The sequence below is a fragment of the Shigella dysenteriae genome, assembly GCF_022354085.1.
GTDB classification, from domain to species: Bacteria; Pseudomonadota; Gammaproteobacteria; order Enterobacterales; family Enterobacteriaceae; genus Escherichia; species Escherichia coli.
In genome coordinates this window covers 291,942-306,565 of record NZ_CP055055.1, presented here as the reverse complement: position 1 = coordinate 306,565, position 14,624 = coordinate 291,942, and the positions used below count along the sequence as shown (strand labels likewise).

The window sequence follows — 14,624 nt, the reverse complement described above, 5'->3', positions numbered from 1 at the left end:
AACAAAAATGTCATACTTTTTGCGCGGCCCCACCCCGCGCTTTTTTTTGCCTGTTATTTACCCTGTAAAAAAATATGTACATGAGAAATTTTTATAAAAATTTGTAATATTAGTAAAACTCGTTATTTTTATGCATGTTTATATTCATCATACAATTATATAACCATTTCCCGGTATCGCTTTGCTTTAGCGAGAACTGGTCTTTTATTCGCACTCAGGAGTACATGTATGAGGATTTGCAGCGACCAACCTTGTATTGTTTTATTGACTGAAAAAGATGTCTGGATAAGGGTGAATGGGAAAGAACCTATTAGCCTTAAAGCTAACCATATGGCGTTATTAAATTGTGAAAATAATATTATCGACGTCTCCTCTCTTAACAACACTTTGGTTGCTCATATTAGTCACGACATCATCAAAGATTACCTCCGGTTTCTGAATAAAGATCTCTCGCAAATACCAGTATGGCAACGTAGCGCTACGCCCATTCTCACCCTGCCATGCCTGACACCAGACGTCTTTCGCGTTGCCGCGCAACACAGCATGATGCCCGCAGAAACTGAGTCAGAAAAGGAACGAACACGCGCATTATTATTCACGGTGCTATCCCGTTTTCTCGACAGTAAAAAATTCCTTTCATTAATGATGTATATGTTACGTAATTGTGTAAGTGACAGCGTTTATCAAATTATTGAAAGCGATATTCACAAAGACTGGAATCTTAGTATGGTAGCCAGTTGTTTATGTCTTAGCCCAAGTCTGTTAAAGAAAAAGCTGAAAAGCGAAAACACCAGTTATAGCCAAATAATCACCACCTGCCGCATGCGTTATGCCGTAAATGAATTAATGATGGACGGTAAAAATATCTCTCAGGTATCACAGTCCTGCGGCTACAACAGTACGTCGTACTTTATTTCTGTCTTTAAAGACTTCTACGGTATGACGCCGCTGCATTATGTTAGTCAGCACAGAGAACGCACTGTCGCCTGATTTTTAACCTTAACGAAGAGCTATATTAATAACGGCATCAGCGATAACCCGGTCGATAATAATTCAACTATCGAATGCAGGCGTATGATATGACGTAATTTATTGTCACGAAGCTCGCCTTCGCAGGAGTTTAATTATGTCTTCGGATGCTGATGCTCACAAAGTGGGCTTAATCCCCGTCACCCTGATGGTGTCGGGGAATATTATGGGGTCAGGTGTTTTTCTGTTACCTGCAAACCTGGCCTCCACTGGCGGGATTGCCATATATGGATGGTTGGTGACGATTATCGGTGCGCTGGGGCTCTCGATGGTATACGCCAAAATGTCGTTCCTCGATCCAAGTCCTGGTGGTTCTTACGCTTACGCCCGCCGCTGCTTTGGCCCGTTTCTCGGTTATCAAACCAACGTCCTCTACTGGCTGGCCTGCTGGATCGGCAATATCGCCATGGTGGTCATTGGCGTAGGATATTTAAGTTACTTCTTCCCGATTCTGAAAGATCCATTGGTATTAACCATCACCTGCGTCGTGGTGCTGTGGATCTTCGTCCTGCTGAACATTGTCGGTCCGAAAATGATCACCCGTGTGCAGGCCGTTGCCACCGTGCTGGCGCTGATCCCCATCGTCGGGATTGCCGTATTTGGCTGGTTCTGGTTCCGTGGTGAAACCTATATGGCGGCATGGAACGTCAGCGGCCTGGGCACCTTCGGTGCAATTCAAAGTACCCTTAACGTTACGCTGTGGTCGTTCATCGGTGTGGAAAGTGCCTCCGTTGCCGCAGGTGTGGTGAAAAACCCGAAACGCAATGTCCCTATCGCCACCATCGGTGGGGTATTGATTGCCGCCGTTTGCTATGTGCTCTCCACCACCGCGATTATGGGGATGATCCCTAATGCCGCACTGCGCGTTTCTGCCTCGCCATTCGGTGATGCCGCACGGATGGCGTTGGGTGACACCGCCGGGGCCATTGTTTCCTTCTGCGCAGCTGCGGGTTGCTTAGGTTCACTGGGCGGCTGGACATTGCTGGCGGGTCAAACGGCGAAAGCCGCTGCCGATGACGGACTGTTCCCACCGATTTTTGCCCGTGTAAATAAAGCGGGTACGCCAGTGGCGGGGCTGATTATCGTCGGTATTTTGATGACCATCTTCCAGCTCAGCAGCATTTCACCAAACGCGACCAAAGAATTCGGTCTGGTTTCTTCCGTGTCGGTCATCTTTACACTGGTGCCATATCTTTACACCTGTGCGGCGTTACTGCTGCTCGGACACGGTCACTTTGGTAAAGCACGCCCGGCATATCTGGCAGTTACTACCATTGCCTTCCTCTACTGCATCTGGGCCGTGGTGGGGTCCGGGGCGAAAGAGGTTATGTGGTCATTTGTCACCCTGATGGTCATCACCGCCATGTATGCGCTGAATTACAACCGGCTGCATAAAAACCCGTATCCCTTAGATGCACCAATAAGCAAAGATTAATTCCCCTTAATCCAGCAAAGATAAAAGCCAACCTTAAGAACTTAAGGTTGGCTTAATTTTGCTTTGCGAGCATATGCGCACTTTGTTCGATGGAAACACCGTGATGTTGAAGCGCCTACTAAAAAGACCCTCTTTGAATTTACTCGCCTGGCTATTGTTGGCCGCTTTTTATATCTCTATCTGCCTGAATATTGCCTTTTTTAAACAGGTGTTGCAGGCGCTGCCGCTGGACTCGCTGCATAACGTACTGGTTTTCTTGTCGATGCCGGTCGTCGCCTTCAGCGTGATTAATATTGTCCTGACACTAAGCTCTTTCTTATGGCTTAATCGACCGCTGGCCTGCCTGTTTATTCTGGTTGGCGCGGCTGCACAATATTTCATAATGACTTACGGCATCGTCATCGACCGCTCGATGATTGCCAATATTATTGATACCACTCCGGCAGAAAGTTATGCGTTGATGACGCCGCAAATGTTATTAACGCTAGGATTCAGCGGCGTGCTTGCTGCGCTGATTGCCTGCTGGATTAAAATCAAACCTGCCACTTCGCGCCTGCGCAGTGTTCTTTTCCGTGGAGCCAATATTCTGGTTTCTGTACTGCTGATTTTGCTGGTCGCCGCACTATTTTATAAAGACTACGCCTCGTTGTTCCGCAACAACAAAGAGCTGGTGAAGTCCTTAAGCCCCTCTAACAGCATTGTTGCCAGCTGGTCATGGTACTCCCATCAGCGACTGGCAAATCTGCCGCTGGTGCGAATTGGTGAAGACGCGCACCGCAACCCGTTAATGCAGAACGAAAAACGTAAAAATTTGACCATCCTGATTGTCGGCGAAACCTCGCGGGCGGAGAACTTCTCCCTCAACGGCTACCCGCGTGAAACTAACCCGCGGTTGGCGAAAGATAACGTGGTCTATTTCCCTAATACCGCATCTTGCGGCACGGCAACGGCAGTTTCAGTACCGTGCATGTTCTCGGATATGCCGCGTGAGCATTACAAAGAAGAGCTGGCACAGCACCAGGAAGGCGTGCTGGATATCATTCAGCGAGCGGGCATCAACGTGCTGTGGAATGACAACGATGGCGGCTGTAAAGGTGCCTGCGACCGCGTGCCTCACCAGAATGTCACCGCGCTGAATCTGCCTGATCAGTGCATCAACGGCGAATGCTATGACGAAGTGCTGTTCCACGGGCTGGAAGAGTACATCAATAACCTGCAGGGTGATGGCGTGATTGTCTTACACACCATCGGCAGCCACGGTCCGACCTATTACAACCGCTATCCGCCGCAGTTCAGGAAATTTACCCCAACCTGCGACACCAATGAGATCCAGACCTGTACCAAAGAGCAACTGGTGAACACTTACGACAACACGCTGGTTTACGTCGACTATATTGTTGATAAAGCGATTAATCTGCTGAAAGAACATCAGGATAAATTTACCACCAGCCTGGTTTATCTTTCTGACCACGGTGAGTCGTTAGGTGAAAATGGCATCTATCTGCACGGTTTGCCTTATGCCATCGCCCCGGATAGCCAAAAACAGGTGCCGATGCTGCTGTGGCTGTCGGAGGATTATCAAAAACGGTATCAGGTTGACCAGAACTGTCTGCAAAAACAGGCGCAAACGCAACACTATTCACAAGACAATTTATTCTCCACGCTATTGGGATTAACTGGCGTTGAGACGAAGTATTACCAGGCTGCGGATGATATTCTGCAAACTTGCAGGAGAGTGAGTGAATGAAAATTCTGATTGTTGAAGACGATACGCTGTTATTGCAGGGACTGATTCTGGCGGCGCAAACCGAAGGCTACGCGTGCGATGGCGTGACAACCGCGCGGATGGCGGAACAAAGCCTTGAGGCAGGTCATTACAGCCTGGTGGTACTGGATTTAGGGTTACCCGACGAAGATGGACTGCATTTTCTCGCCCGTATCCGGCAGAAAAAATATACCCTGCCGGTACTGATCCTCACCGCTCGCGATACGCTGACCGACAAAATCGCCGGGCTGGATGTCGGTGCCGACGACTATCTGGTGAAGCCTTTTGCGCTGGAAGAGTTACATGCCCGTATCCGCGCCCTGCTACGACGCCATAATAATCAGGGCGAAAGTGAGCTGATTGTTGGCAATCTGACGCTGAACATGGGTCGCCGTCAGGTATGGATGGGCGGTGAAGAGTTGATTCTGACGCCCAAAGAATATGCTCTGCTGTCACGGTTAATGCTCAAAGCAGGCAGTCCGGTGCATCGGGAAATTCTCTACAACGACATCTATAACTGGGACAATGAACCCTCGACCAACACCCTGGAAGTGCATATCCACAATCTGCGCGACAAAGTGGGCAAAGCCCGTATCCGCACCGTGCGCGGCTTTGGCTATATGCTTGTCGCGAATGAGGAAAACTAATTGAATCTGATGCGTTTTCTGCGCCGACCAATATCGCTGCGCCAACGGCTGATATTGACCATCGGGGCCATTTTGTTGGTGTTTGAGCTGATCAGCGTCTTCTGGCTATGGCATGAAAGTACCGAGCAGATTCAGCTGTTTGAGCAGGCGCTACGCGACAATCGCAACAACGATCGCCACATCATGCGTGAGATCCGCGAGGCGGTCGCCAGCCTGATTGTCCCCGGCGTCTTTATGGTCAGCCTGACGCTATTTATCTGCTATCAGGCGGTACGCCGCATCACCCGCCCGCTGGCGGAGCTGCAAAAAGAGCTGGAAGCGCGCACCGCCGACAACTTAACGCCAATTGCCATTCACAGCGCCACCCTCGAAATCGAAGCGGTGGTTTCGGCGTTGAACGATCTGGTCAGTCGCCTGACCAGCACGCTGGATAACGAAAGGTTATTTACCGCTGACGTCGCGCACGAACTGCGAACGCCACTGGCGGGGGTGCGTTTGCATCTGGAACTGCTGGCGAAAACGCATCACATTGATGTAGCACCGTTAGTGGCACGGCTTGATCAGATGATGGAGAGCGTCTCCCAGCTGCTGCAACTGGCGCGTGCCGGACAGTCATTTTCTTCCGGTAATTATCAACATGTAAAACTGCTGGAAGATGTCATTCTCCCCTCGTATGACGAACTCAGTACCATGCTCGACCAGCGACAGCAAACCCTGCTATTGCCAGAGAGCGCCGCCGACATCACCGTTCAGGGTGATGCAACCCTGCTGCGGATGTTATTGCGAAACCTGGTAGAAAACGCCCATCGTTACAGCCCGCAAGGCAGCAACATTATGATTAAGCTGCAAGAAGATGGCGGAGCGGTCATGGCAGTTGAAGATGAAGGACCAGGTATTGATGAGAGTAAATGCGGGGAGTTGAGTAAAGCGTTTGTACGTATGGACAGCCGTTATGGCGGGATTGGTCTGGGGTTAAGTATTGTCAGCCGCATTACACAGTTGCATCACGGGCAGTTTTTCCTGCAAAACCGGCAAGAGACTTCCGGCACGCGGGCCTGGGTACGGCTGAAGAAAGATCAGAACGTGGCAAACCAGATATAAAGAAAGCTGCTGACCACCAGCACGCTGAACACGGTAGTTAAACTTTCATAAACACGGTTTTTCATTGCACTCTCCTCCGTTAACCTGGAGGAGAGTATGCGCGTCAGAGATTAAGTGAACCTTAAGAGTTCAATTGGCCTGATAAGACAGCGTCACATCAGGCCATCCGTTTCAGCTTATTCATCAATTCGCGGATGTTGCTGCACCAGGCGGGTACGTTTCGCCTGCAAATCGGCAATCTCGTGGTCAATATCATCGATTTTCTGCTCGATATTATCGTAATGCTCGACGAGAATTTCCTTCGCTTCCTGTATATCTGACGCCGCCGGTGTCGCACCTTTCAACGGACGATTCGCCGTCTCTTTCATGGTTACGCCAGTGATTAAACCAACCACCGCCACTACCATCAGGTAATAGGCAGGCATCATCAGATTCTGCGAGCTTTCGACCAGCCAGGCCGCCAGTGTTGGCGTCAGACCGGCAACCAGCACCGAAATATTAAATGCCGCCGCCAGCGCGCTGTAACGGATATGCGTCGGGAACATCGCTGGCAAGGTAGAAGCCATAACGCCCGTAAAGCAGTTAAGGATCACCGCCAGCATCAGTAACCCGGCAAAAATCAGACCGATGACGTTACTGTTAATCAGAATAAACGCCGGGATCGCCAACACAAACAGGGCAACACTACCAAGTAGCACAAACGGACGACGGCCAAAACGGTCGCTCAGCAAGCCCATCACCGGCTGGACAAACAGCATACCGATCATAATGGCGATAATAATCAGCACCCCGTGGTCTTCGGAGTAATGCAGGTTATGCGACAAATAACTCGGCATATAGGTCAGCAACATGTAGTAAGTCACGTTGGTGGCAATTACCAGACCAATACATGTCAACAGGCTGCGCCAGTATTTAGTGGCAATCTCTTTAAACGAGACTTTCGGGCCATCCTGCAAACCTTCGCGGTCGCCCTGTTCCAGTTTATCAACATGCTGCTGGAACGCCGGAGTTTCTTCCAGCGCATGGCGCAGGTAAAGCCCGATAATCCCTAACGGCAGAGCGATAAAGAACGGAATACGCCAGCCCCAGTCGAGGAAGTTCTCTTCGCCGACAATGGTCGAAATTAACACCACTACGCCAGCTCCCAGCACAAACCCGGCAATAGAACCGAAGTCCAGCCAGCTGCCCATAAAGCCACGTTTACGGTCAGGGGAGTATTCCGCAACAAATATTGACGCCCCGGTATATTCACCGCCGACCGAGAAACCTTGTGCCATCTTACAGATCAACAGCAGAATCGGTGCCCAAATACCAATCGTGTCGTAGGACGGTATTAAGCCAATACAGAACGTACTGATCGACATAATCACAATAGTGATAGCGAGGATCTTCTGGCGACCATATTTATCGCCCAACATACCAAAGAAGAGTCCGCCAAGCGGTCGAATCAGAAAGGGAACGGAGAAAGTGGCAAGTGCAGCAACCATCTGCACGCTGGGGTCAGCCCCCGGGAAAAAAACTTTACCTAATGCGTAAGCAACAAAACCATAAACACCAAAATCAAACCATTCCATTGCATTACCCAGTGATGCTGCGGTAATGGCTTTACGCAGTTTACCGTCATCAATAATGGTGACATCACGAAGGGTAATTGGTTTTACTTTTTTCCTTTTCAGCATAGCTTTCCTCGCAGAGTTGGCCCATTTCCGCAAACGCCAGAAAAATCAGCGCGACGGCCGCAAAAGGGGAGCGGGAATTGCAGGATGCAATCTCTGTAACAAGCGTAGCGGGTTTGCTTACACCCTCCGGTTAAGGAATGTACAATCAAACCAGTTGACGCCTGAATTGGGCAGTTAGTGACCTTTTTACCCTACCAGTGTTTAAATTTGTGATCAACTTCACACATGGATTTCGTTTAGGACTCATTGATGTAACTAATTATTTACGCCAAATTTACAGAGAAGATTTCCTCGACCATTGCCCCCACCAAACGCTGCGCTGAACAGAGTCGTGGCATCCCCAGCGCGACAGTTTGCCAACGTTGGGTCACTGACCAGCAAACGGGTTGTTTATCTGCCGTGGTCCACTTTCCCAGCCAACTTAAAAAATCAGCATGATCCCCGCCCGTCGGAACGGTCGAAGAGGCAAACCACTGATGGTAATAGTGACGCGTGGTCGGGGCCGCATTGATACTCTCTGCCAGATGTTGTGTCGCTTTCACGCGCAAATCACCCAGCAACAACGCCACCGCTTGCGGGCTTCCCAGACGACAGGCATCGCCAAATGCCCCCCAACGCAACTCTTCGAGAACGATAAAACAGCGCCCAGGCAACGACCAGGCGTTATACGCCTCAGCACGCCAGCGGGTAAAAATTTGCTCGCTCTGTTCACCCGCCTGCACCAGTAGGCCTCGTTGCGTTAACGCCTTTTCCTTCCAGCGACAACGGGCTGAAAACCACTCATACAAGGCGGCAATTTGCTGGGGGAGCTCCGGGAAAGCAGAGTGCTGGCGGTGATCCATTTTTTGCAGCAGCGCCAGATGCTGCGCGATCTGCGTCAGCGCCAGATGACCGGGATCCAGCATCGACGCCAGTTTTTCCACCAATGTCAAACGCAGGCTAAGCGGCGCATTTAACATGCCGCCGTTCGTCCATGTCTGAAGCTGCACGCGCGCAAGAAGTTCCTGCATCAGTCGTTCACGAAACTGCTGCTGATGGGCTTGTGGAAGGCGGGCATCATCGCCCTGCGCCAGATCCACTAAAAAGCGGGGATAAACCGACTCCAGCACGCGACCGGGGCCGTCCAGTAACGTCTTGGTCAATATCGTTCTGCCGTGAAAAGTGTTTGAATATCATCGCGTAACAGCTGGGCGTCGGTGTAAATCCAGCCGTGAGTCATCACAGTCTGCTGCAATTGCTGCTGCATCAGCCTGACCACCGATTCATTTTGTTGACGCAGAGCCAGACTTTCGCGTAAACGCGTCTGTAATTCCGTCAAACATGAAGCGAACTCAGCGAAAAAAGTATTCATGCCTGCCGTAACAGATTCATCGACCTGCTCTGCCAGAACTTTAGCCATTTGTTGGCAATAAAGATCGACTTCTGCGCTTAATGCTCCTTGCAACACACTGTAATCAACCGTTTCTGTCGGGGATTTCTCATTCCCCCGTCCCCAGTCGGGCTGATTCAACCAGCGCGAAAAAGTCTCACGCACAACGCCTAAACGCGTGCTCTGCTCGTCCGTTGCTTCCTGGCGCGAAATGACTTCACTGAACAGCTGGCGAGTGTTGAAGTGGGGAACTGCGCCGTGAAAAACAGGAAAATGAAACCCGGGACGAAACCCTGACTCGCTCAATTCCATTTTGACTTGTTGTTCAATGGGGCGAATAACATCGGTTAACACCCGGCAAAGAGTGGATTCAAGCTCGGCAAAACGCAGCGTAAAGTCGCGACTGATGGTGTTCTGCGCCGTCTGTAACAGTGTCTCACAGCGGGTACGAATCTCGCTTAACGGCTCCGAATCATCCTGAAACAAGGCGGCTAACTGCGCCTTCAGCGCATCTTGCTGTTGACGCAGAAAGAGGTTGGCGGAGGTCAGGGCCAGCTCGATTTCATGTTTAATCTCGCCGCTCACCTGCGCCTGATTGAGTTGCAATAGCTGCAAACTTTCTTCGATCTGGTGGATATTTTGCCGCAATTGTTCACAAGCGACGTTTAACCCGTGCGCACGAAAATCCAGGTATTCCCGCGCCTGCTGCGCGTAATTCAACAGTTTATGCGCGGCAGATCGCAGAGCATACAACGAGGCGTTAGCATAAGCGGCATGAAGCAACGCCTGAATTGGCTGGGCGAACAGCGAATCTTCCCACAACTGATCGGCAGCATGACGAATATGTTCGAGGTCCGCCAGATCGGCATGACGCCAGCGCCTGCCGAGCGCGGCATGGGCAAAATCTTCCACCCAGCGTTGTTGCTCTGGCGCTGGTAACTTATCGTTGTTGGCTAACTCATGGCGCGCCCGATTCGCCAGGTAGCCCCACATCGACGACACCGGAAATATCTGCTGTGGCGTAATACAGCCTTTCATCAGCGTCCCGGAAATCAGTGCCCGCACCTGGTCGGCGTCGTCACTGTTACGATCCTGTTGATCGAACTTATTGACCAGCACATACAGCGGCACCGATTGCCCCACCGCCAAAATCGCCTCACGGACCTCTTCATCGGAGATCGATTTCAGTTGCGTATAATCCAGCACCGCCAGTACCGCCGAGGCGCGTGCCAGCTGCTGGTTAAGCATTTTTTGCAGATGCGGTTGCCCGGCTTCATTTGGCCCGGGGGTATCCAGTAACGTCAACTGACCGGGATAACTCTCCAGCCCCGCCAGATGGACAAACTCCACTTCAATCACGGGAATATGCTCAATGGCGGCGTAAGCAGAAAAAGGAAAATCGACGTCCAGCGCCTTCGCCAGTCGCACCAAATCATTCAAACTTTTCAGACAATGAAAAATAGGCTGGGCACCCAGATAATATTTATCGAAAGCGACGCCATTTTCGATCCGCTGCATAAGCGCACGCATATCTTTATCTATTTCCAGCACATCGGTCAGATGCTTAATATCGCAATCACGCAGGCGCTGTTGTAATTTTTGAATTAAACAATCGATTGGTGCAACATGTGAAAAATGCAGTACCGGTTCTTTTTGCCCGGGCGTATGGCGAATAAGCGTCGGCAGCGCAGTCATTGGGCGATTACGATTAGGCAGAACCTCCGTACCAACAATGGCATTAATGGTGGTGGATTTCCCTGCTTTCATAGTACCGACAATCGCCAGCACCATTTCCAGTCGGGAAATTTTACGCAACTCATTATTCAGCATCGCGTGACGCTCGGCGATATTAGGCTGACTCCAGGGTAAAGCCCGTTGTGGCGCATCGTCTCCGGGTACAGAGAGAGGCATTTTTTCCAGTAACTGCAACTGTTGGCGAGAAAGCTGTAACAGGCGTTCAGCCTCCTGACTTAACTCATACAGGGTCTGTGTGTACATAGAAAATTCTTCCTTAAAGCAAATTTTATTACTTTTATTTAGCCAGATTGTTTTTGAGTTCTGTTTTCGGCTTTTATAATTACTGCAAGAAATAATTTTATATTTAGAGTGTTGTTTTTTATTAGAATAAATAACATCTTCCGATACGTTTAAAACGTCAGAAAGATAAAAATATCATGTGAATAAAAAAAAGAACAAGGAGAGCATTAACCTTATCTTAAATAATAAATGAAGGCAAAAAGATTATTTTCTTTTTGCGTTTCCTTTCAAATGAAAACGATCGTCGTCTAAAATCAGCAGTACCCCCGACAAACTCAGGGATTTTGTGTATAATTGCGGCCTTTTTCGGCAATCTGCCGTTTTTTGGCGCTTTTGCCCTGCTGACTTTTGAGGAAATCCACATGTCATTACCACACTGCCCAAAATGCAACTCCGAATACACCTACGAAGATAACGGCATGTACATCTGCCCGGAATGTGCCTACGAATGGAACGACGCAGAACCTGCACAGGAAAGCGACGAGCTGATCGTTAAAGATGCTAACGGCAATCTGCTGGCTGACGGCGACAGCGTTACCATCATTAAAGATCTGAAGGTGAAAGGTAGCTCTTCGATGCTGAAAATTGGCACCAAAGTGAAAAACATCCGCCTGGTTGAAGGCGACCATAACATCGATTGCAAAATCGACGGTTTTGGTCCGATGAAACTGAAATCTGAGTTTGTGAAAAAGAACTGATTGTATTGTGATCGGTAGGCCGGATAAGGCGTTTACGCCGCATCCGGCAACGGTGCCAGATGCCTGATGCGACGCTTGCGCGTCTTATCAGGCCTACAAATTCCCGCACCCTCCGTAGGCCGGATAAGGCGTTTACGCCGCATCCGGCAACAGTGCCAGATGCCTGATGCGACGCTCGCGCGTCTTATCAGGCCTACAAATTCCCGCACCCTCCGTAGGCCGGATAAGGCGTTTACGCCGCATCCGGCAACAGTGCCGACTGCCTGATGCGACGCTTACCGCGTCTTATCAGGCCTCCCCCTCATCTGTATAAATTTCGAACTACACTTAACTGGCTTCTCTTAACTGAGGTCACCATCATGCCGTTAAGTCCCTACCTCTCTTTTGCCGGTAACTGTGCCGACGCAATTGCTTATTATCAACGTACGTTGGGCGCGGAACTGCTCTATAAAATCAGCTTCGGCGAAATGCCAAAATCAGCGCAGGACAGCGCCGAAGGCTGCCCTTCCGGAATGCAATTTCCCGATACTGCCATCGCTCATGCCAACGTGCGTATTGCCGGAAGCGATATCATGATGAGCGATGCTATACCGTCAGGAAAAGCCAGCTACTCCGGTTTTACGCTGGTGCTCGATTCGCAACAGGTCGAAGAAGGAAAACGCTGGTTTGATAACCTTGCAGCTAACGGAAAAATCGAAATGGCCTGGCAGGAAACTTTCTGGGCGCATGGCTTTGGCAAAGTCACCGATAAATTTGGCGTACCGTGGATGATTAATGTCGTCAAACAACAACCAACGCAATAATCCGCCGGGAGGCCCGCCCTCCCGCACTGTCATCGAATTCCCGTTAACTCTTCATCTGTTAGTCACTTTTAATTAACCAAATCGTCACAATAATCCGCCACGATGGAGCCACTTTTTTAGGGAGGCTGCATCATGCAAACGATTATCCGTGTCGAGAAGCTCGCCAAAACCTTCAATCAGCATCAGGCGCTGCATGCGGTTGATCTGAACATTCATCACGGTGAAATGGTGGCTCTGCTTGGGCCGTCGGGTTCCGGCAAATCCACCCTTTTACGTCACTTAAGCGGCCTGATTGTCGGCGATAAAAAGCCAGAATGCCGCGTCGAGCTGCTGGGCCGCACCGTCCAGCAAAATGGCCGCTTAGCCCGCGATATCCGCAAAAGCCGCGCCAACACCGGCTACATCTTCCAACAATTCAACCTGGTGAATCGCCTGAGCGTACTGGAGAACGTGCTGATTGGCGCGCTCGGCAGCACGCCGTTCTGGCGCACCTGTTTTAGTTGGTTCACCCGCGAGCAGAAACAGCGCGCGTTACAGGCGCTGACCCGCGTTGGCATGGTGCATTTTGCCCATCAGCGCGTTTCCACCCTCTCCGGCGGACAGCAGCAGCGTGTGGCGATTGCCCGCGCGCTGATGCAGCAGGCGAAGGTGATTCTGGCGGACGAACCGATCGCCTCGCTGGACCCGGAATCCGCCCGCATCGTGATGGACACCCTGCGCGACATCAACCAGAACGACGGCATCACCGTGGTCGTCACGCTGCATCAGGTGGATTACGCCCTGCGCTACTGCGAGCGCATCGTCGCCCTGCGCCAGGGGCACGTCTTCTACGACGGCAGCAGCCAACAGTTTGATAACGAACGTTTTGACCATCTCTACCGCAGCATTAATCGCATCGAAGAGAACGCGAAAGCTGCCTGACATCCCCATCATTGAGGAAAACGAATGAACGCTAAGATAATTGCCTCGCTGGCCTTCACCAGCATGTTCAGCCTCAGCACCCTGTTTAGCCCGGCGCACGCCGAAGAGCAGGAAAAGGCGCTGAATTTCGGCATTATTTCAACGGAATCACAGCAAAACCTGAAACCGCAATGGACGCCGTTTTTACAGGATATGGAGAAGAAGCTGGGCGTGAAGGTCAACGCCTTCTTTGCCCCGGACTACGCGGGCATTATCCAGGGAATGCGCTTCAACAAAGTGGATATCGCCTGGTACGGCAACCTGTCGGCGATGGAAGCGGTGGATCGCGCCAACGGTCAGGTCTTCGCTCAGACCGTCGCGGCGGACGGATCGCCGGGTTACTGGAGCGTGTTGATCGTCAACAAAGATAGCCCGATCAACAACCTGAACGATCTGCTGGCGAAGCGGAAAGATCTCACCTTCGGCAATGGCGATCCTAACTCCACCTCTGGCTTCCTCGTCCCCGGCTACTACGTCTTCGCCAAAAACAATATCTCCGCCAGCGACTTCAAGCGCACCGTCAACGCCGGGCATGAAACCAACGCGCTGGCCGTCGCCAACAAGCAGGTGGATGTTGCCACTAACAACACCGAAAACCTCGACAAGCTGAAAACCTCCGCGCCGGAGAAGTTGAAAGAACTGAAAGTGATCTGGAAGTCGCCGCTGATCCCAGGCGATCCGATCGTCTGGCGTAAAAACCTTTCCGAAACCACCAAAGACAAGATCTACGACTTCTTTATGAACTACGGAAAAACGCCGGAAGAGAAAGCGGTGCTGGAACGCCTGGGCTGGGCGCCGTTCCGCGCTTCCAGCGACCTGCAACTGGTGCCGATTCGCCAGCTCGCACTGTTTAAAGAGATGCAAAGCGTGGAAGGCAATAAAGGGCTGAATGAGCAGGACAAGCTGGCAAAAACCACCGAGATTCAGGCGCAGCTGGATGACCTGGACCGCCTGAACAACGCGCTAAGCGCGATGAGTTCGGTGAGTAAAGCGGTGCAGTAAATCGTAGGTCGGATAAGACGCCCCGGCGTCGCATCCGACAATGTGCAGGCGTTGATGCCGGATGCGGTGCAAGCACCTTATCCGGCCTACAGACCGGAG

Annotated in this window: 13 protein-coding genes; 9 read left to right on the top strand and 4 right to left on the bottom strand. The window is 51.0% G+C overall.

Features of this window, described 5'->3' with window-relative positions; all coding sequences use genetic code 11:
* Nucleotides 1-228 precede the first annotated feature (228 nt).
* From adiY to pmrB, 5 genes are all read left to right on the top strand, one after another.
* On the top strand, nucleotides 229-990 hold the full coding sequence (adiY, locus tag HUZ68_RS01570) for a DNA-binding transcriptional activator AdiY (RefSeq protein ID WP_001217059.1): 762 nt from the start codon (nucleotides 229-231) through the stop codon (nucleotides 988-990).
* Between the two features lie 136 nt (nucleotides 991-1,126).
* Nucleotides 1,127-2,464 (top strand): arginine/agmatine antiporter, encoded by a 1,338-nt coding sequence (adiC, locus tag HUZ68_RS01565; protein WP_000093154.1) that lies wholly within the window; start codon nucleotides 1,127-1,129, stop codon nucleotides 2,462-2,464.
* Between the two features lie 103 nt (nucleotides 2,465-2,567).
* The gene (gene eptA / locus HUZ68_RS01560) at nucleotides 2,568-4,211 is read left to right on the top strand and encodes a phosphoethanolamine transferase EptA (RefSeq protein ID WP_000919792.1); all 1,644 of its coding nucleotides are present in this window, start codon (nucleotides 2,568-2,570) and stop codon (nucleotides 4,209-4,211) included.
* Nucleotides 4,208-4,876 carry a two-component system response regulator BasR gene (gene basR / locus HUZ68_RS01555; protein ID WP_000697915.1) on the top strand — a complete coding sequence of 223 codons (669 nt, stop codon included), beginning with the start codon at nucleotides 4,208-4,210 and terminating at the stop codon, nucleotides 4,874-4,876. Before eptA ends, basR begins: the two co-directional genes overlap by 4 nt.
* Complete coding sequence (pmrB, locus tag HUZ68_RS01550; protein WP_001052137.1) at nucleotides 4,877-5,977, top strand: two-component system sensor histidine kinase PmrB; 1,101 nt, start codon at nucleotides 4,877-4,879, stop codon at nucleotides 5,975-5,977.
* On the opposite strand, the gene pmrR is transcribed toward pmrB, so the two are convergent.
* From pmrR to crfC, 4 genes are all read right to left on the bottom strand, one after another.
* Entirely contained in the window at nucleotides 5,953-6,042 is a 90-nt protein-coding gene (gene pmrR / locus HUZ68_RS01545; protein WP_000797656.1) for an LpxT activity modulator PmrR, read from the bottom strand. The genes pmrB and pmrR overlap by 25 nt on opposite strands.
* A gap of 111 nt (nucleotides 6,043-6,153) precedes the next feature.
* The gene (gene proP / locus HUZ68_RS01540; RefSeq protein WP_012311661.1) at nucleotides 6,154-7,656 is read right to left on the bottom strand and encodes a glycine betaine/L-proline transporter ProP; all 1,503 of its coding nucleotides are present in this window, start codon (nucleotides 7,654-7,656) and stop codon (nucleotides 6,154-6,156) included.
* Between the two features lie 263 nt (nucleotides 7,657-7,919).
* Nucleotides 7,920-8,798 (bottom strand): diguanylate cyclase regulator RdcB family protein, encoded by an 879-nt coding sequence (locus tag HUZ68_RS01535; protein WP_033814919.1) that lies wholly within the window; start codon nucleotides 8,796-8,798, stop codon nucleotides 7,920-7,922.
* Nucleotides 8,795-11,023 (bottom strand): clamp-binding protein CrfC, encoded by a 2,229-nt coding sequence (gene crfC / locus HUZ68_RS01530; protein WP_033814918.1) that lies wholly within the window; start codon nucleotides 11,021-11,023, stop codon nucleotides 8,795-8,797. The genes HUZ68_RS01535 and crfC overlap by 4 nt, the downstream gene beginning before the upstream one ends.
* A 401-nt stretch (nucleotides 11,024-11,424) precedes the next feature.
* Here crfC and HUZ68_RS01525 point away from each other — a divergent pair, with 401 nt between their 5' ends.
* The 4 genes from HUZ68_RS01525 (at nucleotide 11,425) to phnD (ending at nucleotide 14,525) form a co-directional block, all read left to right on the top strand.
* Nucleotides 11,425-11,760, top strand: a complete 336-nt coding sequence (locus tag HUZ68_RS01525; RefSeq protein ID WP_001300891.1) for a zinc ribbon domain-containing protein YjdM — start codon at nucleotides 11,425-11,427, stop codon at nucleotides 11,758-11,760.
* Between the two features lie 359 nt (nucleotides 11,761-12,119).
* Nucleotides 12,120-12,563, top strand: coding sequence for a VOC family metalloprotein YjdN (gene yjdN, locus HUZ68_RS01520; RefSeq protein WP_001131312.1), 444 nt, complete (start codon nucleotides 12,120-12,122; stop codon nucleotides 12,561-12,563).
* Nucleotides 12,564-12,695: 132 nt separating this feature from the next.
* Nucleotides 12,696-13,484: a phosphonate ABC transporter ATP-binding protein gene (gene phnC / locus HUZ68_RS01515; RefSeq protein ID WP_001193418.1), complete on the top strand. Its 789-nt coding sequence runs from the start codon at nucleotides 12,696-12,698 to the stop codon at nucleotides 13,482-13,484.
* A 24-nt stretch (nucleotides 13,485-13,508) separates the two neighbouring features.
* A complete protein-coding gene (gene phnD / locus HUZ68_RS01510; protein ID WP_033814917.1) occupies nucleotides 13,509-14,525 on the top strand; it encodes a phosphonate ABC transporter substrate-binding protein in 1,017 nt (338 codons plus the stop codon).
* The last annotated feature ends 99 nt before the right edge of the window (nucleotides 14,526-14,624 follow it).